Source organism: Pseudomonas sp. FW306-02-D09B, assembly GCF_058782685.1.
In genome coordinates this window covers 12956-38666 of sequence record NZ_JBYSXY010000022.1, presented here as the reverse complement: position 1 = coordinate 38666, position 25711 = coordinate 12956, and the positions used below count along the sequence as shown (strand labels likewise).

Annotated in this window: 21 protein-coding genes and 1 other RNA gene; 18 read left to right on the top strand and 4 right to left on the bottom strand. The window is 60.1% G+C overall.

Annotation, left to right across the window (positions count from 1 at the left end):
* Positions 1-37 precede the first annotated feature (37 nt).
* Together AC3WK5_RS26265 and AC3WK5_RS26260 are read right to left on the bottom strand one after the other, a co-directional pair.
* Positions 38-400: a YraN family protein gene (locus AC3WK5_RS26265; RefSeq protein ID WP_019693569.1), complete on the bottom strand. Its 363-nt coding sequence runs from the start codon at positions 398-400 to the stop codon at positions 38-40.
* A complete protein-coding gene (locus tag AC3WK5_RS26260) occupies positions 400-2211 on the bottom strand; it encodes a penicillin-binding protein activator (RefSeq protein ID WP_103319125.1) in 1812 nt (603 codons plus the stop codon). Before AC3WK5_RS26260 ends, AC3WK5_RS26265 begins: the two co-directional genes overlap by 1 nt.
* Before the next feature lie 208 nt (positions 2212-2419).
* Here AC3WK5_RS26260 and rsmI point away from each other — a divergent pair, with 208 nt between their 5' ends.
* From rsmI to lpxC, 18 genes are all read left to right on the top strand, one after another.
* Positions 2420-3292 carry a 16S rRNA (cytidine(1402)-2'-O)-methyltransferase gene (gene rsmI / locus AC3WK5_RS26255; RefSeq protein WP_054598243.1) on the top strand — a complete coding sequence of 291 codons (873 nt, stop codon included), beginning with the start codon at positions 2420-2422 and terminating at the stop codon, positions 3290-3292.
* A 75-nt stretch (positions 3293-3367) separates the two neighbouring features.
* An RNA gene (rnpB, locus tag AC3WK5_RS26250) (RNase P RNA component class A) lies at positions 3368-3721 on the top strand.
* A gap of 403 nt (positions 3722-4124) precedes the next feature.
* The gene (gene mraZ, locus AC3WK5_RS26245; protein WP_019693566.1) at positions 4125-4580 is read left to right on the top strand and encodes a division/cell wall cluster transcriptional repressor MraZ; all 456 of its coding nucleotides are present in this window, start codon (positions 4125-4127) and stop codon (positions 4578-4580) included.
* Positions 4577-5524 carry a 16S rRNA (cytosine(1402)-N(4))-methyltransferase RsmH gene (rsmH, locus tag AC3WK5_RS26240; RefSeq protein WP_371919146.1) on the top strand — a complete coding sequence of 316 codons (948 nt, stop codon included), beginning with the start codon at positions 4577-4579 and terminating at the stop codon, positions 5522-5524. The genes mraZ and rsmH overlap by 4 nt, the downstream gene beginning before the upstream one ends.
* The gene (gene ftsL, locus AC3WK5_RS26235; protein ID WP_103319127.1) at positions 5521-5814 is read left to right on the top strand and encodes a cell division protein FtsL; all 294 of its coding nucleotides are present in this window, start codon (positions 5521-5523) and stop codon (positions 5812-5814) included. The genes rsmH and ftsL overlap by 4 nt, the downstream gene beginning before the upstream one ends.
* Positions 5814-7553, top strand: coding sequence for a peptidoglycan D,D-transpeptidase FtsI family protein (locus tag AC3WK5_RS26230; protein WP_173859986.1), 1740 nt, complete (start codon positions 5814-5816; stop codon positions 7551-7553). Before ftsL ends, AC3WK5_RS26230 begins: the two co-directional genes overlap by 1 nt.
* Positions 7553-9016, top strand: a complete 1464-nt coding sequence (locus AC3WK5_RS26225) for a UDP-N-acetylmuramoyl-L-alanyl-D-glutamate--2,6-diaminopimelate ligase (RefSeq protein ID WP_054595710.1) — start codon at positions 7553-7555, stop codon at positions 9014-9016. The genes AC3WK5_RS26230 and AC3WK5_RS26225 overlap by 1 nt, the downstream gene beginning before the upstream one ends.
* Complete coding sequence (locus AC3WK5_RS26220) at positions 9009-10376, top strand: UDP-N-acetylmuramoyl-tripeptide--D-alanyl-D-alanine ligase (protein WP_103319130.1); 1368 nt, start codon at positions 9009-9011, stop codon at positions 10374-10376. Before AC3WK5_RS26225 ends, AC3WK5_RS26220 begins: the two co-directional genes overlap by 8 nt.
* A complete protein-coding gene (mraY, locus tag AC3WK5_RS26215) occupies positions 10376-11458 on the top strand; it encodes a phospho-N-acetylmuramoyl-pentapeptide-transferase (protein WP_054595712.1) in 1083 nt (360 codons plus the stop codon). The genes AC3WK5_RS26220 and mraY overlap by 1 nt, the downstream gene beginning before the upstream one ends.
* A gap of 5 nt (positions 11459-11463) precedes the next feature.
* Complete coding sequence (gene murD, locus AC3WK5_RS26210) at positions 11464-12810, top strand: UDP-N-acetylmuramoyl-L-alanine--D-glutamate ligase (RefSeq protein ID WP_054595713.1); 1347 nt, start codon at positions 11464-11466, stop codon at positions 12808-12810.
* Entirely contained in the window at positions 12807-14024 is a 1218-nt protein-coding gene (gene ftsW / locus AC3WK5_RS26205; RefSeq protein ID WP_054595714.1) for a putative lipid II flippase FtsW, read from the top strand. The genes murD and ftsW overlap by 4 nt, the downstream gene beginning before the upstream one ends.
* Entirely contained in the window at positions 14014-15084 is a 1071-nt protein-coding gene (murG, locus tag AC3WK5_RS26200; protein ID WP_103319133.1) for an undecaprenyldiphospho-muramoylpentapeptide beta-N-acetylglucosaminyltransferase, read from the top strand. The genes ftsW and murG overlap by 11 nt, the downstream gene beginning before the upstream one ends.
* The gene (gene murC, locus AC3WK5_RS26195) at positions 15077-16537 is read left to right on the top strand and encodes a UDP-N-acetylmuramate--L-alanine ligase (RefSeq protein ID WP_054595716.1); all 1461 of its coding nucleotides are present in this window, start codon (positions 15077-15079) and stop codon (positions 16535-16537) included. Before murG ends, murC begins: the two co-directional genes overlap by 8 nt.
* Entirely contained in the window at positions 16534-17502 is a 969-nt protein-coding gene (locus AC3WK5_RS26190; protein ID WP_103319136.1) for a D-alanine--D-alanine ligase, read from the top strand. Before murC ends, AC3WK5_RS26190 begins: the two co-directional genes overlap by 4 nt.
* A 4-nt stretch (positions 17503-17506) precedes the next feature.
* Entirely contained in the window at positions 17507-18373 is an 867-nt protein-coding gene (locus AC3WK5_RS26185) for a cell division protein FtsQ/DivIB (RefSeq protein ID WP_054595718.1), read from the top strand.
* A 14-nt stretch (positions 18374-18387) separates the two neighbouring features.
* On the top strand, positions 18388-19650 hold the full coding sequence (gene ftsA, locus AC3WK5_RS26180; RefSeq protein ID WP_019693553.1) for a cell division protein FtsA: 1263 nt from the start codon (positions 18388-18390) through the stop codon (positions 19648-19650).
* Between the two features lie 90 nt (positions 19651-19740).
* On the top strand, positions 19741-20934 hold the full coding sequence (gene ftsZ / locus AC3WK5_RS26175) for a cell division protein FtsZ (RefSeq protein WP_054595719.1): 1194 nt from the start codon (positions 19741-19743) through the stop codon (positions 20932-20934).
* 112 nt (positions 20935-21046) lie between these two features.
* A complete protein-coding gene (gene lpxC / locus AC3WK5_RS26170) occupies positions 21047-21958 on the top strand; it encodes a UDP-3-O-acyl-N-acetylglucosamine deacetylase (protein ID WP_054595720.1) in 912 nt (303 codons plus the stop codon).
* A 748-nt stretch (positions 21959-22706) separates the two neighbouring features.
* On the opposite strand, the gene AC3WK5_RS26165 is transcribed toward lpxC, so the two are convergent.
* On the bottom strand, positions 22707-24215 hold the full coding sequence (locus AC3WK5_RS26165) for a sensor domain-containing diguanylate cyclase (RefSeq protein ID WP_103319138.1): 1509 nt from the start codon (positions 24213-24215) through the stop codon (positions 22707-22709).
* 149 nt (positions 24216-24364) lie between these two features.
* A complete protein-coding gene (locus AC3WK5_RS26160; RefSeq protein WP_371919147.1) occupies positions 24365-25645 on the bottom strand; it encodes an OprD family porin in 1281 nt (426 codons plus the stop codon).
* Positions 25646-25711 lie beyond the last annotated feature (66 nt).

Genomic DNA, 25711 nt, shown 5'->3' with positions numbered 1-25711 from the left:
AAAGTGTTGAGTGAAGATCGGCCTTGCCTTTGAGCAGTCAGCTGTCAAAGGCGTTCCTTAGCCAGTTCAAATGAGCCGCGCTGCCGTCTATGGCAACTACGTCGAAACGGCAGGGGGAGTTGGCCCAGCGCGACTCGCGCTGCAGAAAATACTGCGCGGCGAGTATCAATTTCTGACGCTTGCGCGCATCGATACTGCCGAGCGCGCCACCCCATTGGGTGTTTTGTCTGTAGCGGACTTCGACGAATACTACTGTATCGCCGTCAAGCATGACCAGATCAAGCTCGCCGCGTTTACACAACCAGTTCTGCGCCAGGAGGCGCAGACCTTGTTGCTGGAGATGCTTGAGCGCCTGGCTTTCAGCATCTCGACCACTTTGTTGGCGTGACCTGTCGGGCATCAGCGCGGCGTATCAGGCAGGCGTTGAACCTGGCCATTGATGAACTGTGCCCATGGCAGTTGACGCTGAACGCGTTGCGACGAGGTCATGCTCAGGGTGCCCGACTGACCTTCGATGGTGCTGTCTGGCAGTGCCTTGAGTTGGCCCAGGCGCGGCGCCAGGCGATAGGCGTCGACACCCATTGCGTAGAGGCGGCCCAGGCTGCCCGCAGCTTGTGGCCATTGAGCGGTCACTTGTCTGCGCAGCGGGTCGTTGGCGTCCAGCAGCCATGGGGTTTCGCAGAAGCGAACGCCGTTCATGTCGTTGTACTGGTTCTGGTCGCCGCTGGCGCTGAATACGTGGGACGTGGCGTAAACCGGTACGTCACCTGCGTATTGGAAGTTCAGCGTTGGCTTGATCTGCTGGGCTTGCTGTGGTGTCGAGGCGAGGAAAATGAACTCGATGTCCTGGCGGCGCGAAGGCTGTGCAGCGACCTGCGAGCCTACGGTGCTTTGCAGGCTCTTGGCGCGACCTTCGCTCTGACGCAGTTGGAACAGGTCGGCGATTTGCTGGGCCAGGGCCACTGGCTGATCAACGCGTTCAATGCCCACGACGGTGCCGCCGTTGGCTTCCCAGTCCTGGCGGAAGGCTTTAAGCACGCGATCGCCCCATTCGCCTTTCGGCACCAGGGCAGCGGCGCGGTGCAGGCCGTCGGCGCGTGCCCGGCGGGAAACTTCGCGGGCTTCGTCTTCGGCAGCCAGGCCGAACTGGAACAGTTGGGCTGGACCTTGCTCGCCTTCGCTGTAGTTCAGCGCCAGCGTGGTGATCGGCAGTTGCGGGCGAGCGCTGAGTTGTTTGACCAGCGGTTTTTCCAGTGGGCCGATGACCAGTTGCACACCGTCGGCTTGTGCCTTGCGATAGAAGTCGTCCAGCGAGGTCAGGTGCGAGCTGTCATAGAACTCGATGGCAGGCGGCTTCTGTCCGGCTTGTTGAGCCTGGTAGTGAGCCGCCATGAACCCTTCGCGCAGTGCCTTGGCAACCGACGCCAGCGGACCGTCTTGCGGCAGCAGCAGGCCGATCTTGCTGATCGGTTGGCTGGCCAGTTCCTTGAGTTTGGTCAAAGGCAGTGGCAGCACAAGTGCAGCAGGGTGTTTAGGGTGCTGGGCGCGCCAGTTGTCGATGGCGGCCTGCTGCTGTTCCAGCGTAGCGGCGTTTTTCACCGCCACGGCCAGGCTCATCCAGCCGCCGAGGTCGTCGGTGGTGATGGGTTGCAGTTGATCGCTCGGCAAGGACGCAATGAGTGCCCAGATGGCCTCGTGGTTTTTGCTGGCCGCATCATCCTTGAGCAGTGGGGCGATAAAGATGCGTTCGCGGGCGGCGGCCAGGGTCTGGCCGTCGGCTTCAAGGGCGCGTGCATGGACGGTGCCGGTGCGTACTTGCTGCTCGACCGGCATCTCGCTCAGGTGTTGCTGGCTCGGATGGCTCAAGGCGGTCAGTGCTGCCTTGGGCTGGTTGCGAGTCATCGCCAGTTCGGCGGCCAGGGTGCTGGCGTACACCTGTTGGCCGGGTTTCAACTGGTCCATCGGGACCTGCTGAAGGATTTGTGCCGACTGGCCGGCATTACCCTGGCGGTAGGCCAGGTCTGCCGCGCTCAGGCGCAACAGGGCGGCCTTCTCCGGCGTTTTGCTGGTGGCGGCCTGTTCGAGCAATTGCTCGATACTGGCATCCGCAGTCCGTGGAAGTTCGCCAAGGCTGGAGGAGGGCGAGCTGGCGCAAGCCGCCAACAGAGCAGCAAGGCAGAGGGCAGAGAACAGCCGCAGGCAAGCGATCATGTAATGTTCCTGATACTCGATCAAATTAGCGTGGAATTGTACCCAAGCGCTGGCCGGGGCGCGATGTTACTGGCGTGAAACCTTCAATTTAGGTCGTGTAAATGTTACGACGATCAACAAAAGGGCGTGGAGCAAGATGATCGCTGCGCGTATTCAAGGCACTTCTACGCGCTACAATGCCGGTTTTACCGATCATGAGGTGTGCGCTTTGACTGCTCCAGGTGCTTTGAATTCCGTTGCTGGCTCGCTTTATGTGGTGGCGACGCCCATCGGCAACCTGGATGACATCAGTGCGCGGGCGCTGAAAATCTTGCGTGACGTGGCGTTGATCGCGGCTGAAGACACTCGTCACTCCTTGCGGTTGCTGCAACATTTCGGGATCGCCACGCCGCTGGCGGCGTGTCATGAGCACAATGAGCGCGATGAAGGCAGTCGCTTCATCACGCGTTTGCTGGCTGGTGACAATGTCGCGCTGATCTCCGATGCGGGAACGCCGCTGATCTCTGATCCGGGTTATCACCTGGTGCGTCAGGCGCGGGCGGCAGGTATCAATGTAGTGCCGGTTCCCGGTGCCTGCGCGCTGATTGCGGCGTTGTCTGCGGCGGGGTTGCCATCCGACCGGTTCATCTTCGAAGGCTTTTTGCCGGCCAAGGCGGTGGGGCGACGTGCGCGCCTGGAGTCCATAAAGGAAGAGCCGCGTACGCTGATCTTTTACGAAGCGCCACACCGGATTCTCGAATGCTTGCAGGACATGGAGCTGGTATTCGGTCCTGAGCGTCCGGCGCTGCTCGCTCGCGAGCTGACCAAAACCTTCGAAACCCTCAAGGGGCTGCCGTTGGCCGAGTTGCGTGCATTTGTCGAGAACGATAGCAATCAGCAGCGCGGCGAGTGCGTGGTGTTGGTGTCCGGTTGGTCGGCGCCTGAGAGTGAGGAGGCGGTGAGCAGCGAGGCGATGCGTATTCTCAATCTGCTGCTCGAGGAAATGCCACTCAAGCGTGCTGCGGCGTTGGCGGCGCAAATTACCGGTGAGCGCAAGAACGTTCTCTACCAGGTGGCCCTGGATAAACAGAAAGGCGAGTAAAAACGCGGGTTGTAGAGCGGCAAAAGGCTTTTATCGCTTGTTCTTCGGGCGCTCTGCCGTTAACCTTTGCGGCGGAGAGTCGATTGGACAGTCGCTGCCCTCTATGAAAATTAGGGGGGGGAGGAAAGTCCGGGCTCCATAGGGCGAAGTGCCAGGTAATGCCTGGGAGGCGTGAGCCTACGGAAAGTGCCACAGAAAATAACCGCCTAAGCACTTCGGTGCCGGTAAGGGTGAAAAGGTGCGGTAAGAGCGCACCGCACGACTGGCAACAGTTCGTGGCTAGGTAAACCCCACTTGGAGCAAGACCAAATAGGGTCCCAAGGCGTGGCCCGCGCTGGGACCGGGTAGGTTGCTAAAGATGTCCAGTGATGGCCATCGTAGACGAATGACTGTTCAAGACAGAACCCGGCTTATAGATCGACTCTCCACCTTTTTGTTCCTTCGGCTTGAATCTTTGGCGGAAGGGCGTGGTAATACTGGTTGGCCATCTGCTGAACCCCAAGCAGAGGCATTGATGTAGTGGCGATTACCCTCCCTGCTTGAATCAATAGCAGAAGCGCTTTTGTAATACCGAAAAAATCTTACTCTTAACAAATCACTTTAACTTCTGAACGTAGCCTTCAGTGCTGCTTCAAGTTATTGAGCAAAATCATCCGCCAAATACTCGTAACCCCTTCTTTTACAGCGCTAAATCTCCGATCTGTAAGGGTTTTCCTTCAATCCGTGCCTTGACGGTGTGGTGGGCGCATTCCTATAGTGTGCGCAAGTGGCGGAAAGTGGCATGAAGTGGGTTTTTTAAGCGTAAAACGCTAAAATTTGGAGAAACGCTGACGTGTTTCGCGGAGCTAACGCTATCAGTCTCGATGCAAAAGGCCGTCTCGCCATGCCGAGCCGGTATCGTGACGAGCTCGTTTCGCGAAGTTCCGGGCAGTTAATTGTCACAATTGATGCCGTTGATCCTTGTTTGTGTGTTTACCCCCTCGATGAGTGGGAGCTGATTGAAACCAAACTGCGCGCACTGCCTTCGCTTCGCGAAGAGAACCGTCGTTTGCAACGTTTGCTGATTGGTAATGCCGTCGACCTCGAGCTCGATGGCAGTGGTCGTTTTCTGGTTCCACCGCGTCTGCGCGAATACGCCAAATTGGATAAACGCGCGATGCTGGTAGGCCAACTGAACAAGTTCCAATTGTGGGACGAGGATGCCTGGGATGCGGTTTCTGCTGCTGACCTGGCTGCTATTCAACAACCGGGCGCTATGCCTGATGAACTGCGTGATTTGATCCTGTGACTATTGATAGCGGCTTTAACCACATCACCGTACTGCTTGACGAAGCCGTTGAGGCTCTCGCCGTACGCCCTGATGGCTGCTATCTGGATGGCACGTTCGGGCGCGGCGGGCATAGCCGCCTGATTCTCAGCCAGCTTGGACCCGATGGTCGGTTGCTGGGGTTCGACAAAGATCCTCAGGCGATTGCCACCGGGCAAACGCTAGCGGCCGAAGACGGCCGCTTTGTCGTTGTGCAGCGCAGCTTTGCCGAGCTCGGTTCGGAAGTTGCCGAACGCGGTCTGGCCGGCAAGGTCAGCGGCGTTCTGCTCGACCTGGGCGTGTCTTCGCCACAGCTTGACGACCCGGAACGTGGCTTCAGCTTCCTCAATGACGGCCCGCTGGACATGCGCATGGACCCGTCTCGCGGGATCAGTGCGGCAGAGTTCGTCAACACCGCACCCGTCGAAGAAATTGCCCGCGTGTTCAAGGAATACGGCGAAGAGCGCTTCTCCGGTCGTATGGCCCGTGCCGTGGCCGAGCGCCGCGATATCAAGCCCTTCGAGCGCACTGGCGATCTGGCTGAAGTCCTGAAAGTCGCCAACCCTGCCTGGGAAAAGGGCAAGAACCCGGCTACCCGCGCGTTCCAGGGCCTGCGAATTCACGTCAACAACGAGTTGGGCGATCTTGAGACCGGCCTCGAAGCCGCGCTTGACGCTCTCGAAGTCGGTGGTCGCCTGGTGGTGATCAGCTTCCACTCGCTGGAAGACCGCATCGTCAAACAGTTCATGCGCAAACTGGTCAAGGGCGAAACCGACAACCTGCCGCGCAACCTGCCGGTACGTTTCGAAGCCTTTGTGCCGAAAATCAAGATTCATGGCAAACCGCAGTTCGCTGGCGAAGCCGAACTCAAAGCCAATCCTCGTTCCCGTAGCGCCGTCATGCGTGTCGCGGAGAAACTTCGGTGAGCAAGCTCTTCGCCAAGCCACTTCCAGGCGGAAGCTTTTTCATGCTGCTGCTATTTATTGCCGTATTGGTCTCCGCGATCGGAGTTTCCTATAGCGCTCACTGGAACCGCCAGTTGCTGAACTCGCTGTACAACGAGTTGAGTGTGCGCGACAAGGCGCAGGCAGAGTGGGGCCGGTTGATTCTCGAGCAGAGCACCTGGACCGCCCACAGCCGTATCGAAGTATTGGCCACCGAACAACTGAAGATGCGCATTCCCGGCGCCGCTGATGTACGGATGGTGGCGCCATGATGAAACTCGAAGGGGCGCTCTTTCCGTGGCGGTTTCGTGTGGTGCTCGGCTTGCTGGGCGTCATGGTGGTCGCCATTGCGTGGCGCATTGTCGACCTGCAGGTGATCGACCGTGACTTCCTGATTGGTCAGGGCGATGCGCGCAGTGTTCGACACATCCCGATCCCGGCTCACCGTGGTTTGATCACCGACCGTAACGGCGAACCGTTGGCCGTGAGTACCCCGGTCACCACCCTGTGGGCCAACCCCAAGGAAATGCAGCTGGCCAAGGAGAAGTGGCCGGCACTGGCGATGGTGCTGGGGCAAGACCCTAAAGTCCTGGCCGAGCGACTCGAAGCTCAGGCGAATAAAGAATTCATCTATCTGGTGCGCGGGTTGACCCCCGAGCAGGGCCAGGTTGCGCTCGATCTGAAAGTGCCGGGCGTTTACGGCATCGAAGAGTTCCGGCGTTTCTACCCGGCTGGCGAAGTCACCGCGCACATGGTCGGCTTTACCGACATCGATGACCACGGGCGTGAAGGCGTGGAGTTGGCGTACGACGAATGGCTGGCCGGTGTCGCTGGCAAGCGCCAGGTCATCAAGGATCGGCGCGGCAGGCTGATCAAAGACGTTCAAGTGACCAAAAACGCCAAGGCCGGCAAGCCCTTGGCGTTGTCGATTGACCTGCGTCTGCAATACCTGGCGAACCGCGAGCTACGCAACGCGATCATCGAGAACGGCGCCAAGGCTGGCAGCCTGGTGATCATGGACGTCAAGACCGGCGAGATTCTCGCTATGGTCAACCAGCCGACCTACAACCCGAACAACCGTCGCAACCTGCAACCGGCGATGATGCGTAACCGCGCGATGATCGACGTGTTCGAACCGGGTTCGACCATGAAAGCGATCTCCATGAGCGCCGCGATCGAATCCGGGCGCTGGAAACCGAGCGACACCGTCGAGGTGTACCCGGGCAGCTTGCAGATTGGTAAATACACCATCAAGGACGTATCCAAGACTGAAGGCCCGGTGCTTGACCTGACCGGCATTCTGATCAACTCCAGTAACGTCGGCATGAGTAAGGTCGCCTTCGATATCGGCGGCGAAACGATTTTCCGTCTTGCGCAGAAAGTCGGCCTCGGCCAGGACACCGGCCTGGGGTTCCCGGGCGAGCGCGTCGGCAACCTGCCGAACTACCGCGAATGGCGCAAGGCCGAGACTGCCACGCTGTCGTACGGCTACGGCATTTCGGTGACCGCCATTCAGCTGGTCCACGCCTTCTCGGCGCTGGCCAACAACGGTCGTATCGCACCGCTGACCCTGATCAAGACCGACAAGGCCGCGCAAACCACCCAAGTGATTCCGGAAGCCGTGGCGAAAACCATGCAGGGCATGTTGCAGCAGGTGATCGAAGCGCCGCGCGGTGTATTCCGTGCGCAAGTGCCGGCCTATCACGTCGCTGGCAAGTCCGGTACTGCACGTAAGACATCGGTGGGCACCAAAGGCTACGCCGAGAACTCCTACCGCTCGCTGTTCGCAGGTTTTGGTCCCATGAGCGACCCGCGCTACGCGATCGTCGTGGTCATCGATGAACCGAGCAAGGCCGGTTACTTCGGTGGTCTGGTTTCGGCGCCGGTGTTCAGCAAAGTGATGTCCGGGACCCTGCGTCTGATGAATATCACGCCGGACAACCTGCCGCCCACCCAGCAAGCCAACGCGGCCCCGGTTACCCCTGTTAAAGCCAATGGAGGGCGTGGCTGATGTCGCTTAGCCTGAACAAGATTTTCGCCCACGCTGACCGTGATCTATTGATTCGCGAACTAACCCTGGACAGCCGTAATGTCCGAGCGGGCGACCTGTTCCTGGCCGTCCCAGGCGCTAAATTCGACGGTCGTGCGCACATTGCCGATGCTTTGCAACGTGGTGCCGCCGCAGTCGCCTACGAAGTCGAAGGTGCGACTGTTCTGCCGATTACCGATGTGCCGCTGATTCCGGTCAAGGGCCTGGCCGCGCAATTGTCGGATATTGCCGGGCGTTTTTATGGCGACCCGAGCCGTAACCTGAACCTGGTTGGCGTGACCGGCACCAACGGCAAGACCAGCGTGACCCAACTGGTCGCGCAAGCGCTGGACCTGTTGGGGCAGCACTGCGGCATTGTTGGCACTCTGGGCACCGGTTTCTACGGCGCACTGGAAAGCGGCCTGCACACCACGCCGAACCCGATTGCAGTACAGGCAACCCTGGCCGACCTGAAAAAGGCCGGCGCCAAAGCCGTGGCCATGGAAGTGTCCTCCCACGGCCTGGATCAAGGGCGCGTGACGGCATTGGCGTTCGATGTGGCGGTGATGACCAACCTGTCGCGCGATCACCTGGATTATCACGGGACCATGCAAGCCTATGGCGAGGCCAAGGCCAAGCTGTTTGCCTGGAACGATCTGAAGTGCCGGGTGATCAACCTGGACGACGCGTTCGGTCGGCAACTCGCGGCTGAAAAGGGTGAGTCGCGACTGATCACTTACAGTCTCGAAGACGCCAGCGCCTACCTCTATTGCCGTGAAGCGCAGTTCGACGATGAAGGCGTGCGCGCCACGCTGGTAACGCCGCAGGGCGAACACCATTTGCGCAGTGCCTTGCTCGGCCGTTTCAACCTGAGCAACGTACTGGCCGCTGTCGGTGCCTTGCTCGGTCTGGATTACGCGCTGGATGAAATCCTCCACGTACTGCCACAACTCGAAGGTCCGGCGGGTCGCATGCAGCGTCTGGGCGGTGGTACTCAGCCGCTGGTGGTGGTCGACTACGCCCATACCCCGGATGCGCTGGAAAAAGTCCTGATGGCCCTGCGTCCACACGCCAAGGGCAAATTGCTCTGCCTGTTCGGTTGCGGAGGTGATCGCGACCGCGGCAAGCGTCCGCTGATGGCCGAAGTGGTCGAGCGTCTGGCTGACGGTGTACTGGTCACCGATGACAACCCGCGCAGCGAAGACCCTGCACAGATTTTCGATGACATCCGCGCCGGTTTCACGGCGGTAGATAACGTTCGATTCGTCGCCGGCCGTGGCCAGGCGATTGCCCAGTTGATCGCCAGCGCCAGCGCCGATGACGTGATTGTGCTGGCCGGTAAAGGTCACGAGGACTACCAGGAAATCAACGGCGTGCGCCATGACTTCTCCGATCTGGTGGAGGCCGACCGTGCCTTGACCGCGTGGGAGGTGGCCCATGCTTAAAGCCTTGAAATTGAGCGAAGTGGCTGGCCCATTGGCCGGCCGCCTGCTGACTGCCGACAGCAGCTTCGATGGCGTCAGCATCGACAGCCGGGCGATCAAGCCGGGCCAGTTGTTTGTCGCCCTGGCCGGGCCGCGTTTCGACGGTCATGACTACTTGAACGACGTGGCTGCCAAAGGCGCGGTCGCGGCCCTGGTCGAGCGTGAAGTGACGAACTCCACGTTGCCTCAGTTGCTGGTTAAGGATACTCGTCAGGCCCTTGGCGAACTCGGCGCGCTGAACCGTGCAGCATATTCGAACCCGGTCGCGGCGATTACTGGCTCCAGCGGCAAAACCACGGTCAAGGAAATGCTCGCGAGCATCCTGCGCACGCGCGGTCCGGTACTGGCGACCCGTGGCAACCTGAACAATGACCTTGGCGTTCCGCTGACCTTGCTCGAACTGACTGCGGAACACACCGCAGCCGTTATCGAACTGGGTGCTTCGCGGATCGGCGAGATTGCCTACACCGTCGGCATGACCAAGCCGCATGTAGCCGTGATCAACAACGCCGGGACCGCCCACGTCGGCGAATTCGGCGGCCCGGAAAAAATCGTTGAAGCCAAGGGCGAGATTCTCGAAGGGCTGGACGCCGATGGCGTCGCCGTTCTGAACCTCGACGACAAGGCGTTTGATATCTGGAAGAAGCGTGCCGCGGGTCGTCAGGTGCTGAGCTTTGCCCTGAACGACAGCCGTGCCGATTTCCATGCTACTGATCTGGCTCGAGACGCCCGCGGTTGCCCGTCCTTCACGCTGCACAGTCCGCAAGGCGTCGAACAGGTTCAACTGAACCTGCTTGGCACCCACAACGTTGCCAATGCCTTGGCCGCCGCGGCTGCCGCGCATGCCCTGGGCGTGTCGCTGTTCGGTATCGCCACGGGGTTGAATGCGGTGCAACCGGTCAAGGGCCGTGCCGTGGCGCAACTGGCGACCAATGGCATGCGCGTAATTGATGACTCTTACAACGCGAACCCCACCTCAATGTGCGCCGCCGTTGATATACTCGCCGGCTTTTCCGGCCGCACCATTCTGGTGCTCGGAGATATTGGCGAGTTGGGCGAGTGGGCGGAGCAGGGGCACCGTGACGTTGGCGCGTACGCCAGCGGCAAGGTTTCCGCGCTTTATGCCGTTGGCCCGATGATGGCGCATGCCGTCGCAGCCTTCGGTGAACAGGCTCGTCACTTTGCCAATCAGGCTGATCTGATCGCGGCGCTGGGCGCCGAACACGATACAAACACCACTATTTTGATCAAGGGCTCGCGAAGCGCTGCGATGGAAAACGTCGTTGCGGCTTTGTGCGGTTCGAGCGGGGAGAACCATTAATGCTGCTGTTGTTAGCGGAGTATCTGCAACAGTTCTACAAAGGCTTCGCGGTCTTTCAGTACCTGACCCTGCGCGGGATTCTCGGTGTGCTGACCGCATTGTCGTTGTCGCTGTGCCTGGGTCCATGGATGATCCGCACGTTGCAGAACCGCCAGATCGGCCAGTCTGTCCGTAATGACGGCCCGCAATCGCACTTGTCCAAGTCGGGCACTCCGACCATGGGCGGCGCACTGATTCTGACCGCCATTGGCGTCAGCACCTTGCTTTGGGCCGACCTGCACAACCGCTATGTGTGGGTCGTGTTGCTGGTCACGCTGCTGTTTGGTGCCGTGGGCTGGGTCGACGATTACCGCAAAGTCATCGAGAAGAACTCTCGTGGCTTGCCGAGCCGCTGGAAATACTTCTGGCAGTCGGTGTTCGGCCTGGGCGCGGCGATCTTCCTTTATATGACTGCACCCAGCGCGGTTGAAACGACCTTGATCGTGCCGATGTTCAAAGACGCCAGCATCGCGCTCGGCATTGGCTTCGTGGTCCTGACCTACTTCGTGATCGTTGGCTCCAGCAACGCGGTCAACCTGACTGACGGCCTCGATGGCCTGGCGATCATGCCAACGGTGATGGTCGGCGGCGCGCTGGGGATCTTCTGCTACCTGTCGGGTAACGTGAAATTCGCCGAATACCTGCTGATCCCTTATGTACCGGGCGCAGGTGAGCTGATCGTGTTCTGCGGCGCGCTGATCGGCGCCGGCCTGGGTTTCCTCTGGTTCAACACCTACCCGGCTCAAGTCTTCATGGGCGACGTCGGCGCACTGGCGCTGGGCGCAGCGTTGGGCACCATCGCAGTGATTGTCCGCCAGGAAATCGTCCTGTTCATCATGGGCGGCGTGTTCGTGATGGAAACCCTGTCGGTGGTCATTCAGGTTGCCTCTTTCAAGCTGACCGGTCGCCGCGTGTTCCGCATGGCACCGATTCACCACCACTTTGAACTCAAGGGCTGGCCCGAGCCACGCGTGATCGTCCGTTTCTGGATCATCACCGTGATTCTCGTACTGGTCGGCCTTGCCACCCTGAAGCTGAGGTAGAACAAGTGTCTCTGATCGCTTCTGACCACTTCCGCATCGTTGTCGGCCTCGGCAAGAGCGGCATGTCCCTGGTTCGCTTCCTGGCGAACCGGGGCGTGTCGTTCGCTGTCGCCGATACGCGGGAAAATCCACCGGAGCTGGCCACGCTGCGTCGTGACTACCCGCAGGTGGAAGTGCGTTGTGGCGAGCTGGATGTCGAATTCCTCTGCCGTGCCGACGAGCTCTACGTGAGCCCGGGCCTGGCCTTGGCGACTCCGGCCCTGCAGGCGGCGGCTGCCCGTGGCGTGAAGCTGTCGGGTGATATCGAATTGTTCGCACGTAATGCGAAGGCGCCGATTGTTGCCATTACCGGTTCCAACGCAAAAAGCACCGTGACCACGCTGGTCGGCGAAATGGCGGCAGCGGCCGGTAAGCGCGTGGCGGTAGGCGGTAACCTCGGTACTCCGGCACTCGATCTGCTGAGCGACGACGTCGAGCTGTACGTGATGGAACTCTCGAGCTTTCAGCTGGAGACCACCGATCAGCTGGGCGCCGAAGTGGCCACCGTGCTGAACATCAGCGAAGACCATATGGACCGTTACAGCGGTCTGCCGGCCTATCACCTGGCCAAGCACCGGATCTTCCGTGGCGCGAAGCAAGTGGTGGTCAATCGTCAGGATGCGCTGAGCCGTCCGTTGATGGGCGAGGGCCTGCCGTGCTGGACCTTCGGGCTGAACAAGCCGGATTTCAAGGCCTTTGGTCTGCGCGAGGAAAATGGCGAGAAGTATCTGGCCTTTGAATTCCAGAACCTGATGCCGGTGCGCGAGTTGAAAATTCGTGGCGCGCATAACCAGTCCAACGCCCTCGCGGCCTTGGCCCTGGGGCACGCCGTGGGCCTGCCGTTCGATGCCATGCTCTCGAGCCTGCGGACTTTCGCCGGGCTTGAGCATCGCTGCCAGTGGGTCCGCGACCTGAATGGCGTGAGCTACTACAACGATTCCAAAGCCACCAACGTTGGCGCCGCTTTGGCCGCTATCGAAGGCCTGGGCGCAGATATACAAGGCAAACTGGTGCTGATCGCCGGTGGCGATGGCAAAGGTGCCGAGTTCAAGGACCTGCGTGATCCGGTCGCGGCCAACTGCCGCGCCGTGGTGTTGATGGGGCGTGACGCCGAGTTGATTGGCCAGGCCATCGGCGATGCCGTGCCACTGATTCGCGTCAACTCGCTGATCGAAGCGGTCGAGCAATGCCGCGCCATCGCCCAGCCAGGCGATGCGGTGCTGCTGTCGCCGGCGTGCGCCAGTTTCGACATGTTCAAGAACTACGAAGAGCGTGGGCATCTGTTTGCCCGGGCCGTGGAGGACTTGGCATGAGCTTGAGAAATATCATCAAGCCGTACCCGTCGCCGATCATCACCGGGCGCGGTATCGACCTCGACTTCCCGATGCTCGCCGGTTGCCTGGCGTTGATCGGCCTGGGGCTGGTCATGATCGCCTCTGCCTCGACCGAAGTGGCGGCGGTACAGTCGGGCAGCGCCCTGTATTACATGATTCGCCACCTTGTCTACATCGTGCTCGGCTTCGGTGCCTGCATCGTCACCATGATGATTCCGATCGCTACCTGGCAACGCCTGGGCTGGCTGATGCTGATCGGTGCATTCGGTTTGCTGGTGATGGTGATCGTCCCGGGGATCGGCCGTGAGGTGAACGGTTCGATGCGCTGGATCGGTTTCAGTTTCTTCAACGTCCAGCCTTCCGAGATTGCCAAGGTCTTTGTGGTGATCTACCTCGCCGGTTATCTGGTGCGCCGGCAGAAAGAAGTGCGTGAAAGCTGGATGGGCTTCTTCAAGCCGTTCATCGTGCTGCTGCCAATGGCCGGCCTGCTGCTGATGGAGCCGGACTTCGGTGCCACCGTCGTGATGATGGGGGCCGCGGCGGCGATGCTGTTTTTGGGCGGCGTCGGGCTGTTCCGCTTCACCTTGATGGTGATACTGGCGGTGGTGGCGGTGGTGCTGCTGATCAAGATGCAGCCTTATCGAATGGCGCGTCTGACCACCTTCACCGATCCTTGGGCCGACCAGTTCGGTTCCGGCTACCAGCTGACCCAGGCGCTGATCGCCTTCGGTCGCGGTGAGTGGCTGGGCGTTGGCCTGGGCAACAGCGTGCAGAAACAGTTCTACCTGCCGGAAGCGCACACTGACTTCGTGTTCTCGGTCCTCGCCGAAGAGCTGGGCGTGGTCGGCTCCCTGGCCACCGTCGCGCTGTTCGTCTTCGTGTGCATACGCGGCATGTACATCGGTTTGTGGGCAGAAAAGGCCAAGCAGTTCTTTGCCGCCTATGTCGCCTACGGCTTGTCGTTCCTGTGGATTGGTCAGTTCCTGATCAACATCGGGGTGAACGTCGGCCTGCTGCCGACCAAGGGTCTGACCCTGCCATTCCTCAGTTACGGTGGCAGTTCGTTGGTGATCTGCTGCGCCTGTCTTGGCTTGTTGTTGCGCATCGAATGGGAGAGTCGAACCCACTTGGGCAGCGAAGAGATGGAATTCAGCGAGAGTGACTTCGCCGAGGAGCCGACCCATGGGCGCTAACGTGCTGATCATGGCGGGCGGCACCGGTGGCCACGTGTTCCCGGCGCTGGCCTGTGCTCGCGAGTTTCAGGCGCGCGGTTACACCGTGCACTGGCTCGGGACGCCACGCGGGATCGAAAACGAACTGGTCCCGAATGCCGGCCTGCCGCTGCATTTGATCAACGTCAGCGGCCTTCGCGGCAAGGGCAAGCTGTCGCTGCTCAAGGCTCCTTTTGTATTGCTCAAGGCGATCTGGCAGGCACGCGCGGTCATTCGTCAGCTGAAGCCGGTCTGCGTCCTGGGCTTTGGCGGATATGTCACCGGCCCTGGCGGCGTAGCGGCCAGATTGGCCGGTGTCCCCGTCATCGTTCATGAACAGAACGCCGTCGCTGGTACCGCCAATCGGTTGCTGGTGCCGTTGGCCGCGCGAGTCTGCGAAGCTTTCCCGGACACCTTTGCTGCCAGTGGCAGCCGGCGCACTACCGGTAACCCGGTGCGCACCGAGTTGTTCCTCGATACAGCGCGTCCAGCCCTGGCCGGACGCAAAGCGCGTTTGCTGATCCTGGGCGGAAGCCTGGGGGCAGAACCGTTGAACAAGTTACTGCCTGAAGCCCTGTCGCAGGTGCCTGTTGAACTGCGTCCGGAAGTGTTTCATCAGGCCGGTAAAAACCACGATGAAGTGACTGCCGAGCGCTATCGCACGGCCGGTGTCGAGGCGCAAGTGCAGCCTTTCATCAAAGACATGGCCCAAGCCTATGGCTGGGCCGACCTGGTGGTCTGTCGCGCGGGCGCGCTGACTGTCAGTGAGCTGGCTGCTGCCGGTCTGCCCTCGATGCTGGTGCCTTTGCCCCACGCGATCGACGATCACCAGACCCGCAATGCCGAATATTTGGCCCGTGAAGGCGCTGCCTTCCTGATGCCGCAAAGAACGACTGGCGCAGCGGATCTCGCTGCACGCCTGACAGAGGTCTTGATGCAACCGCAACGACTCAACGACATGGCTGGCGCCGCTCGTCGCCTGGCCAAACCTGATGCAACCCGCAACGTGGTCGATATCTGCCTGGAGGTGGTTCATGGTTGAAAATCAGAAAGCCATGCCGCAACCGGAAATGCGCCGCATCCGTCGCATCCACTTCGTCGGAATCGGCGGTGTGGGCATGTGCGGAATTGCCGAAGTGTTGCTGAACCTGGGCTATCAAGTGTCCGGTTCCGACCTGAAGGCGTCGCCGGTGACCGAGCGTCTCGAATCGTTCGGCGCCCAGATTTTCATCGGCCACCGCGCCGAAAATGCCGCGACCGCCGATGTACTGGTGGTGTCGAGTGCCGTGAACCCTTCCAACCCGGAAGTCGCGACGGCCCTTGAACGTCGTATCCCCGTGGTGCCGCGTGCCGAAATGCTCGCCGAGCTGATGCGCTACCGCCACGGCATCGCCGTCGCCGGTACTCACGGCAAAACCACCACCACCAGCCTGATCGCTTCGGTGTTCGCGGCCGGTGGCCTGGACCCGACCTTCGTGATCGGTGGCCGCCTGAATGCAGCAGGCACCAATGCCCAACTGGGCACCAGCCGTTACCTGATCGCCGAAGCCGACGAAAGCGACGCCAGTTTCCTGCACCTGCAGCCGCTGGTGGCCGTGGTCACCAACATCGACGCCGACCACATGGCGACCTACGACGGTGACTTCAACAAACTGAAGAAAACCTTCGTCGAATTCCTCCACAACCTGCCGTTCTACGGTTTGGCGGTGATGTGCCTGGACGACCCGGTGGTGCGTGAAATCCTGCCGCTGGTCAAACGTCCGACCATGACCTACGGCTTCAGCGAAGATGCCGACGTACGCGCGATCAATGTTCGCCAGCAAGGCATGCAGACCTTCTTCACCGTGCTGCGCCCTGATCGCGAACCATTGGATGTCTCGGTGAACATGCCGGGCAATCACAACGTACTGAACTCGCTGGCGACCATCTGCATTGCGACCGACGAGGGCGTCAGCGATGAAGCCATCGTTCAGGGACTGTCGGGCTTCCAGGGTGTTGGCCGACGCTTCCAGGTCTACGGCGAACTGCCGGTCGAAGGTGGCAACGTGATGCTGGTGGACGACTACGGTCACCACCCGACCGAAGTTGCAGCGGTGATCAAAGCCGTGCGCGGTGGCTGGCCAGAGCGCCGCCTGGTGATGGTTTACCAGCCGCACCGCTACAGCCGCACCCGCGACCTGTACGACGATTTCGTCAATGTACTGGCCGACGCCAACGTGCTGCTGCTGATGGAAGTCTACCCGGCCGGCGAAGAGCCGATTCCGGGGGCTGACAGCCGCAAATTGTGCAACAGCATCCGCCAGCGCGGTCAGCTCGACCCGATCTACATCGAACGTGGTGTCGATCTCGCGCCTGTGGTCAAGCCGCTGCTGCGTGCCGGCGACATCCTGCTGTGCCAGGGTGCCGGTGATATCGGTGGTCTTGCACCGAAACTGTTGAATAGTCCGTTGTTCGCGGGTGCCGTTGTCGCTCCTAACGAAGGAAAGTTGAAATGACTGCTGCCTACGCCAACCTGTTCTCGACAATCGCTCCGAAAGACTTCGGCCGCGTGGCCGTGCTGTTCGGTGGCAAAAGCGCCGAGCGTGAGGTTTCGCTGAAATCCGGTAACGCGGTGCTTGAAGCGCTGCAATCCGCTGGCGTGGATGCGTTCGGCATCGACGTCGGCGACGATTTCCTGCAACGCCTGCTGAACGAAAAAATCGACCGCGCCTTCATCATTCTCCACGGTCGTGGCGGTGAAGACGGCAGCATGCAGGGTTTGCTCGAATGCCTGGGTATTCCGTACACCGGCAGCGGCATCCTTGCCTCTGCACTGGCCATGGACAAACTGCGGACCAAACAGGTCTGGCACAGCCTCGGCATTCCGACGCCACGTCACGCGGTACTGACCAGCGAAGCCGACTGTATTTTGGCGGCGACGGAACTGGGCTTCCCTTTGATCGTCAAACCGGCGCATGAAGGTTCAAGTATCGGTATGGCCAAAGTGACTTCGGCAGCAGAATTGATCGAAGCCTGGAAAGCGGCCAGTACCTACGATTCGCAAGTGTTGGTCGAGCAATGGATTCAAGGTCCGGAGTTCACCATTGCGACCCTGCGTGATCAGGTGTTGCCACCGATCGCTCTGGGCACGCCTCACACTTTCTACGACTACGACGCCAAGTACCTGGCTTCCGATACCCAGTACCGGATCCCGTGTGGCCTCGATAGCACTAAAGAACAAGAACTCATGGACCTCACGGCAAAAGCCTGTGAGGCGCTGGGTATCGCCGGTTGGGGAAGGGCTGACGTGATGCAGGACGCCGATGGGCAGTTCTGGTTCCTGGAAGTCAATACCGCACCGGGCATGACCGATCACAGTCTGGTCCCGATGGCCGCACGCGCCGCCGGTCTGGATTTCCAGCAGTTGGTGCTGGCGATCCTGGCGGCCAGTGTTGGCAGTCACGTAGAGCCGCGAGGTTAAGACCATGCAAGGCGCCCAGCTACGTCATCAGCCATCCGCACCCGGCCGCAAGCCGGTGCCGCGGGGTGCCAGCCGAATGGTGGCCAAAGAGCCGATGTCGGTGCGCCTGCCGAAAGCCAATTTTGGTTTTCTCAAAGCCTTGTTCTGGCCCGTGCTGTTGGTCGCGTTGGGGTTCGGTACTTACGAAGGTGCACAGCGCTTGCTGCCGTACGCCGATCGGCCGATCACCAAGATCAACGTGCAGGGCGATTTGAGTTACATCAGCCAGCAAGCAGTGCAGCAGCGGATCGCCCCGTACGTGGCGGCGAGCTTCTTCACCATTGACCTGGCGAGCATGCGTACCGAGCTGGAACAGATGCCATGGATTGCCCACGCCGAAGTGCGTCGCGTCTGGCCTGACCAGGTGGTGATTCGCCTGGAGGAGCAACTGCCCGTGGCCCGTTGGGGTGACGAAGCGTTGCTGAACAACCAGGGGCAGGCGTTTACGCCGCGTGAATTGGCCAACTACGAACATTTGCCACAGCTGTTCGGCCCACAACGGGCCCAGCAGCAAGTGATGCAGCAGTATCAGGTGTTGAGCCAGATGTTACGGCCATTGGGCTTCTCGATTGCCCGGCTGGAATTGCGTGAACGCGGCAGCTGGTTTCTGACCACTGGCGCGGGTAGCGCGGGCCCTGGGATCGAGCTGTTGCTGGGACGCGATCACCTGGTGGAAAAGATGCGCCGCTTCATTGCCATCTACGACAAGACGCTTAAAGAACAGATTACGAACATTGCGCGCATCGACCTGCGTTATGCCAACGGCCTGGCCGTTGGCTGGCGGGAACCTGTAGCGCCCACGACGGCCCAACGCGCTGTCGCGAAGAATTGAGAAGAGGCAGGACCATGGCAAACGTGCAAAGCGGCAAAATGATCGTCGGTCTGGATATCGGCACCTCCAAGGTGGTGGCGCTGGTAGGCGAGGTCGCGGCCGATGGCCAACTGGAAATCGTCGGGATCGGTACTCACCCCTCCCGCGGCCTGAAGAAGGGTGTGGTGGTGAATATCGAATCCACCGTGCAGTCCATTCAGCGTGCGATCGAAGAAGCGCAACTGATGGCTGGCTGCCGGATTCACTCGGCGTTTGTCGGTGTGGCGGGCAATCACATTCGCAGCCTGAACTCCCACGGCATCGTGGCGATTCGTGATCGCGAAGTCAGCTCGGCCGACCTTGAGCGCGTGCTCGATGCGGCCCAGGCCGTGGCGATTCCGGCGGATCAGCGCGTACTGCACACGCTGCCGCAGGATTACGTGATCGATAACCAGGAAGGCGTGCGCGAGCCTTTGGGCATGTCCGGCGTACGTCTGGAAGCCAAGGTCCACGTGGTCACCTGCGCGGTGAACGCTGCACAGAACATTGAGAAATGCGTGCGTCGTTGCGGCCTGGAAATCGACGACATCATTCTCGAACAACTGGCGTCGGCGTACTCGGTACTGACCGATGACGAGAAAGAGCTGGGTGTGTGCCTGGTGGACATCGGTGGCGGTACCACCGATATCGCGATCTTCACCGAAGGCGCGATTCGTCACACCGCGGTGATCCCGATTGCCGGTGACCAGGTGACCAACGACATCGCCATGGCGTTGCGCACTCCGACCCAGTACGCCGAAGAAATCAAGATCCGCTACGCCTGCGCCCTGGCCAAACTGGCCGGCGCCGGTGAAACCATCAAGGTCCCAAGCGTCGGTGATCGTCCGCCGCGCGAGCTGTCCCGTCAGGCCCTGGCCGAAGTGGTCGAGCCGCGTTACGACGAGCTGTTCACGCTGATCCAGGCCGAGCTGCGTCGCAGCGGCTACGAAGACCTGATCCCGGCCGGCATCGTGCTGACCGGCGGTACTTCGAAGATGGAAGGCGCGGTCGAGCTGGCCGAAGAGATTTTCCACATGCCGGTACGCCTGGGCGTACCGCATGGCGTCAGAGGCCTGGACGACGTAGTGCGCAACCCGATTTATTCCACCGGCGTTGGTTTGCTGATGTATGGCCTGCAAAAGCAGTCCGATGGCATTTCCTTCTCGGGGATCAGCAGCAGTCGCGATAGCTACAACAACGACGAGGCCAAGAGCCCGTTGATCGATCGCATCAAAAGCTGGGTCCAGGGCAATTTCTGAAGATTTACCGCAACACCGTGACACCGCAGCACCGTTGTACGCAGTAGGCGCAGTAGGCGAAAAAAACTAGAGAATGTAAGGAGAGGGAAAATGTTCGAACTCGTAGACAACATCCCCGCAAGCCCGGTTATTAAAGTTATCGGTGTTGGCGGTGGCGGCGGCAACGCTGTGAATCACATGGTCAAGAGCAACATTGAAGGCGTTGAGTTCATCTGCGCCAACACTGATGCCCAAGCGCTGAAAAGCATCGGCGCGCGGACCATCCTGCAATTGGGCACCGGCGTGACCAAAGGTCTGGGTGCTGGCGCGAACCCTGAGGTCGGTCGTCAGGCCGCTCTGGAAGACCGCGAGCGCATCGCCGAAGTGCTGCAAGGCACAAACATGGTGTTCATCACCACCGGCATGGGCGGCGGTACCGGTACCGGTGCTGCGCCGATCATTGCCGAAGTGGCCAAGGAAATGGGGATCCTCACCGTTGCGGTGGTGACTCGTCCGTTCCCGTTCGAAGGTCGCAAGCGCATGCAGATCGCAGACGAAGGCATCCGCCTGCTGTCTGAAAGCGTCGACTCGCTGATCACCATTCCCAACGAGAAGCTGCTGACCATCCTCGGTAAAGACGCAAGCCTCTTGTCGGCTTTCGCCAAGGCCGACGATGTACTGGCCGGTGCCGTTCGCGGTATCTCCGATATCATCAAGCGTCCGGGCATGATCAACGTCGACTTCGCCGACGTCCGTACCGTGATGAGCGAAATGGGCATGGCGATGATGGGCACTGGCTGCGCCAGCGGTCCTAACCGTGCGCGTGAAGCGACCGAAGCGGCTATCCGTAACCCGCTGCTCGAAGACGTGAACCTGCAAGGTGCACGCGGTATCCTGGTGAATATCACCGCCGGTCCTGACCTGTCTCTGGGTGAGTACTCCGACGTGGGTAGCATCATCGAAGCCTTCGCTTCCGAACACGCCATGGTCAAGGTCGGTACCGTTATCGATCCGGACATGCGCGACGAGCTGCACGTTACCGTGGTTGCCACCGGTCTGGGCGCGAAAATCGAGAAGCCTGTCAAGGTCATCGACAACACCGTTCACACCTCCATGGCTTCGCAGCCACAACAACAATCCCCTGCACGCCAGGAACAGCCAGCGGTAAACTACCGTGACCTGGACCGTCCGACCGTCATGCGCAACCAGGCTCAAGCCGGTGCTGCGACTGCCGCGAAGATGAATCCGCAAGACGATCTGGACTACCTGGACATCCCGGCATTCCTGCGTCGTCAGGCCGATTGATGGAATGTATCAGGGCTATGAAGGTGATTGGTGTTCAGCAAAGGTCTGGTCTGCTATTATCGCCAGCCTTTGTTGATACCAGTTCGCAATTTGCGCTGAAGCGGCCCAAGCCATGATTAAACAACGCACCCTGAAAAATATTATCCGTGCCACAGGTGTAGGCCTGCACTCCGGGGAGAAGGTATACCTGACCCTCAAGCCAGCACCTGTAGACACCGGCATCGTGTTTTGTCGTGCCGACCTGGACCCTGTGGTGCAGATTCCTGCTCGCGCGGAAAACGTTGGTGAAACCACTATGTCGACGACACTGGTCAACGGTGACGTCAAAGTGGACACGGTGGAGCATTTGCTCTCGGCCATGGCTGGCCTGGGCATCGATAACGCCTACGTCGAGCTCTCCGCGTCCGAAGTCCCGATCATGGATGGTAGCGCTGGACCCTTCGTATTCCTGATTCAATCGGCTGGCCTGGAAGAACAGGACGCAGCCAAGAAGTTCATCCGGATCCTGCGTGAAGTGACAGTGGAAGACGGCGACAAGCGCGCCACTTTCGTCCCTTTCGAAGGCTTCAAAGTGAGCTTCGAGATCGATTTCGATCACCCGGTGTTTCGTGACCGCACTCAAAGTGCCAGCGTGGATTTTTCCAGCACTTCGTTCGTAAAAGAAGTCAGCCGCGCCCGGACCTTTGGTTTCATGAGTGATATCGAGTACCTGCGCAAGCACAACCTCGCACTCGGCGGTAGCGTTGAAAACGCCATCGTGGTCGACGCGGATGGTGTACTGAACGAAGACGGCCTTCGCTACGAAGACGAATTCGTGAAGCACAAGATCCTCGATGCAATTGGTGACCTCTACCTGCTGGGCAATAGCCTGATTGGTGAGTTCAAAGGCTTCAAGTCGGGCCACGCACTGAACAACCAGCTTCTGCGCAAATTGATTGAGCAGAAAGATGCTTGGGAAGTCGTGACGTTTGAAGACGCCAGCACTGCACCGATCTCTTACATGCGTCCAGTTGCGGCCGTGTAAGCAAAAACCTCTCTAGTTTTTAAAGGCTGCCTTCGGGTGGCCTTTTTTTATGCCTTGTAGGAGCAGGGCTTGCCGGCGATAGCAATCTCACTGGCGCCATCGCTGGCAAGCCATGCTCCTACGGTTCGCGGGTATTACGAAGATTGATGGCTCGCGCATGACCTGTAGGAGCACGGCTTGCCGGCGATAGCAATCTCACTGGCGCCATCGCTGGCAAGCCATGCTCCTACGGTTCGCGGGTATTACGAAGATTGATGGCTCGCGCATGACCTGTAGGAGCACGGCTTGCCGGCGATAGCGATCTCGCTGGCGCCATCGCTGGCAAGCCATGCTCCTACGGTTCGCGGGTATTGCGAAGATTGATGGCTCGCGCATGACCTGTAGGAGCACGGCTTGCCGGCGATGGCGATCTCACTGGCGCCATCGCTGGCAAGCCATGCTCCTACGGTTCGCGGGTATTACGAAGATTGACGGCTCGCGCATGACCTGTAGGAACACGGCTTGCCGGCGATGGCAATCTCACCGGTGCCATCTTTGGCAAGCCAAGCTCCTACGGTTCGCGGGTATTACGAAGATTGATGGCGCGCGCATGACCTGTAGGAGCACGGCTTGCCGGCGATGGCGATCTCACTGGCGCCATCGCTGGCAAGCCAAGCTCCTACGGTTCGCGGGTATTACGAAGATTGATGGCTCGCGCATGACCTGTAGGAGCACGGCTTGCCGGCGATGGCGGCATCAGGTGCACCGTCTATCCCTGCGCGCTGATTACTCGATTACGCCCTCGGTGCTTGGCCTGATACAGCGCCTTGTCGGCCGCATACATCAGGTTTTCCAGGCTCTCGCCCGGTTGTCCTGTAGAGGTACAGAGGCCGATGCTGACGGTGATGGGGGACTCGTCGCCTTCGAACGGTGGCAGTTGCTCGACTGCAGCGCGGATATTTTCAGCAATCCGCAGTGCACCGCTGCTGTCAGTTTCGGCCAGCACCACGGCAAACTCCTCACCGCCATAGCGCGCGGCGAGATCGGAGGGGCGACGGATGTTTTCGCTGATGACTCGAGCGAGCACGCGCAACGCATCGTCGCCGCCCTGATGGCCGTGGCGGTCGTTGAACGACTTGAAGTGATCGGCGTCGATCATCAGCACCGACAGTGGCTTGCCTGAGCGCTGGGAACGGGACCATTCACGATTCAGCGCCTGGTCGAGGGTCCGCCGGTTAGCCACGCCGGTGAGGGCATCGATGGCGGCCTGTTGCGCCAGCTCCTGCTCGGCGTGATGGCGCAGGCGAAACTCGCGGCACAGCAGCAAGGTCAGCCACATCAAGCCGATGCACAACACACCGGTTGCGCCACTGATCACGTACGCGGTGCGTCTCCAGCTGGCGAAGATTTCGTCCATGGAGAGCGCGACGCTGACCGTCAACGGCAGGTTGCCGACGCGCGAGAAGGTGTATAGGCGTTCCTGGTGGTCCATGCTCGACAGGCTGCTGAAGCTGCCACTGCCTTCACGCATGATGCGTATGACGTTGGGACGATTGCCGAAACTCTTGCCAATGCTGGCATCGGTCAGCATGGGCTTTTGCGCCAGGAGTATGCCGTCCTTGTCGAGCACGTTGAGGGTACTGTTGGAGCCGATGTCCAGGCTGCTGAACAGCTCGTCAAAGTACTCCAGTTGCATGGACGCGACGGCAACGCCAAGAAACTCTCCGGTGGGCGAAGAGATGCGCCGGCTGAAGCTGATGCGCCACTGATCGTTCTCGGGGCAGTCGCAACGGGGTTTGAACGGGCGACTGATAAACATCCCGCTGTCGCTGTTGCTGACGTGGGCCTGGAAGTAGTCACGGTCAGAAAAATTGCCCTGTTTGGGCTGAATTGACGACGAGTTGGCGATCACATAGCCGTGCTTGTCGAGCAGCAGCACATCACCCTTGTAACGTGCGGTACTTGCGCGGTCGAACAGCACCAGGTGGCGGATCTGCGCCGAAACCTTCTGCAGGTCGTCACGTTGGGCGGCAGCGATCAACCCTTGCAGTGACAGGTCATAGAGCTCGACGTTGCGCAGCACATCGGCGTCGATCAGTTGCACGATGTTGGTCGCACCCCGCGTGGCCGCCTGCATGGCATTGGCGTGTTCGCGGATCAGCAGGAAGGTGACGATGGCGATGATCGCGACGACGGTCAGCGAGCTGCCGAGAACCAGCAGCAATTCCGGTCGGCGGGCAGAGCCTGTTATGGCGTGGTGTGTGCGGTTTGCACTCATGGTTCTGATTTCTGCGCAGGGACATCATCAGCGTAGTTCCCGGACAAACCGGGCGGCATTGCAGATATCAGTTCGTTGATCTCAGTGCATGTATAGATCCCGGATACAAAAAAGGCCAGCACCGGTGCTGGCCTTTTTGTGAATTTTTCTCAGAAAACGTTCAGTGGGTAGTCGACGATCACCCGGTATTCATCGGTGTCGGTATCCAGCGCGCCGTAGCCGTTGCCGCCGCGATTGGTGGCCCATTGCAGACGCACCGCCAGATCCTTGGCCGTACCGCCCTGGACCACGTACTTGAGATCGACATCACGCTCCCAGTGTTTGGCATTTTTACCCGCTTCGTTATAGAAGCTGGCATAACCGCGACTGTTCGGATCGACCTTCGTCAGGTCCAGCGTGCCACGTGAATACGACACGGCCGAGGTCAGGCCCGGCACGCCGACGCCAGCGAAGTCATAGGCATACTTGAGCTTCCATGAACGCTCGTTCGGGCCGTTGAAGTCCGAATACTGCTGCGAGTTGTCGAGGAAGATGCTGTCGCCCTGGGCGATGTAGTCGAACGGCGTGTTGCCGTTCACGCGCTGGTAAGCGGCAGTGACGCTGTGACTACCGACGCCCACGGTGAAGTGCAGGCTGTAGGTGTTGTTGTCGATTTTTCCGAGCAGTGCGTCGCCAGTGTCCTGGGTGTGATAGTAGTGCAGGCCCGGATTGAGGCTGACCAGCTCGTTGACCGCGTAGGTGTAGTCCAGGTCGTAGTAGTACTGGTTCCAGATGTCCTTGAGCTCGGACGCATAGAGGCTGCTGGTCAGGCCCGGCAGGCCGCTCCAGGCTACGCCGGCCCAGTTCAGGTGCTGGCTTTTGTCGCCGTCGGCCAGTTTGCCGTAGGACGTTCCGATACGCTGGTGCCCGCTCTGGTTGTAAGGCTTGGTGAAGCTCGCCTGGCCGCCCTCGATCAGCCAGCCGTCGAAGCTGTGGTTGGTCAGGCTGACACCGCGAAAGGTCTGCGGCAGCATGCGGCTCATGCCACCGGCGATTACCGGGTTATTGAGGAACAGGTCGCCGGCTTTCAGCTCGGTGTCGAGGGCGCGCATTTTCAGGGCACCGCCAGCGCTTGAAAACGAGCCCGGCGCTTTGCCGTTGTCATCGCTGATCGGCAGGATGCTCGAGCCACCGGTGCCGCCGCCACCGTCGAGTTTGAGCCCGAGCATGGCGTTGGCATCCACGCCAAAACCGACCGGGCCCTGGGTGTAGCCCGATTCGAAGATACCGAGGAAACCCTGGCCCCATTCGATGTTGTCGTTAGTCTGCTGCTGACGGTTGCGGTTCAGGTAGTAGTTGCGGGCATTGAGTTTAAGGCTTGCACCTTCAACGAAACCTTCGCGGCTGGAGTCGTCGGCGGCCTGGACGTTTGCGGCCATCGTTGCGGCCATTGCAATGAATAGCGGACTGAGTTTGAGGGTGATGCTCACGCGGGATACAGCTCCTTGGGTCAATAA

Excerpts from the sequence above, each read along its gene's own strand:
- murC (WP_054595716.1), top strand. The coding sequence starts at position 15,077 with ATGGTTGAAAATCAGAAAGCCATGCCGCAACCGGAAATGCGCCGCATC.
- ftsA (WP_019693553.1), top strand. The coding sequence starts at position 18,388 with ATGGCAAACGTGCAAAGCGGCAAAATGATCGTCGGTCTGGATATCGGC.
- ftsZ (WP_054595719.1), top strand. The coding sequence starts at position 19,741 with ATGTTCGAACTCGTAGACAACATCCCCGCAAGCCCGGTTATTAAAGTT.
- AC3WK5_RS26185 (WP_054595718.1), top strand. The coding sequence starts at position 17,507 with ATGCAAGGCGCCCAGCTACGTCATCAGCCATCCGCACCCGGCCGCAAG.
- AC3WK5_RS26160 (WP_371919147.1), bottom strand. The coding sequence starts at position 25,645 with ATGGCCGCAACGATGGCCGCAAACGTCCAGGCCGCCGACGACTCCAGC.
- AC3WK5_RS26225 (WP_054595710.1), top strand. The coding sequence starts at position 7,553 with ATGTCGCTTAGCCTGAACAAGATTTTCGCCCACGCTGACCGTGATCTA.
- ftsW (WP_054595714.1), top strand. The coding sequence starts at position 12,807 with ATGAGCTTGAGAAATATCATCAAGCCGTACCCGTCGCCGATCATCACC.
- AC3WK5_RS26165 (WP_103319138.1), bottom strand. The coding sequence starts at position 24,215 with ATGAGTGCAAACCGCACACACCACGCCATAACAGGCTCTGCCCGCCGA.
- murG (WP_103319133.1), top strand. The coding sequence starts at position 14,014 with ATGGGCGCTAACGTGCTGATCATGGCGGGCGGCACCGGTGGCCACGTG.
- mraY (WP_054595712.1), top strand. The coding sequence starts at position 10,376 with ATGCTGCTGTTGTTAGCGGAGTATCTGCAACAGTTCTACAAAGGCTTC.
- AC3WK5_RS26265 (WP_019693569.1), bottom strand. The coding sequence starts at position 400 with ATGCCCGACAGGTCACGCCAACAAAGTGGTCGAGATGCTGAAAGCCAG.
- AC3WK5_RS26230 (WP_173859986.1), top strand. The coding sequence starts at position 5,814 with ATGAAACTCGAAGGGGCGCTCTTTCCGTGGCGGTTTCGTGTGGTGCTC.
- AC3WK5_RS26190 (WP_103319136.1), top strand. The coding sequence starts at position 16,534 with ATGACTGCTGCCTACGCCAACCTGTTCTCGACAATCGCTCCGAAAGAC.
- AC3WK5_RS26260 (WP_103319125.1), bottom strand. The coding sequence starts at position 2,211 with ATGATCGCTTGCCTGCGGCTGTTCTCTGCCCTCTGCCTTGCTGCTCTG.
- lpxC (WP_054595720.1), top strand. The coding sequence starts at position 21,047 with ATGATTAAACAACGCACCCTGAAAAATATTATCCGTGCCACAGGTGTA.
- AC3WK5_RS26220 (WP_103319130.1), top strand. The coding sequence starts at position 9,009 with ATGCTTAAAGCCTTGAAATTGAGCGAAGTGGCTGGCCCATTGGCCGGC.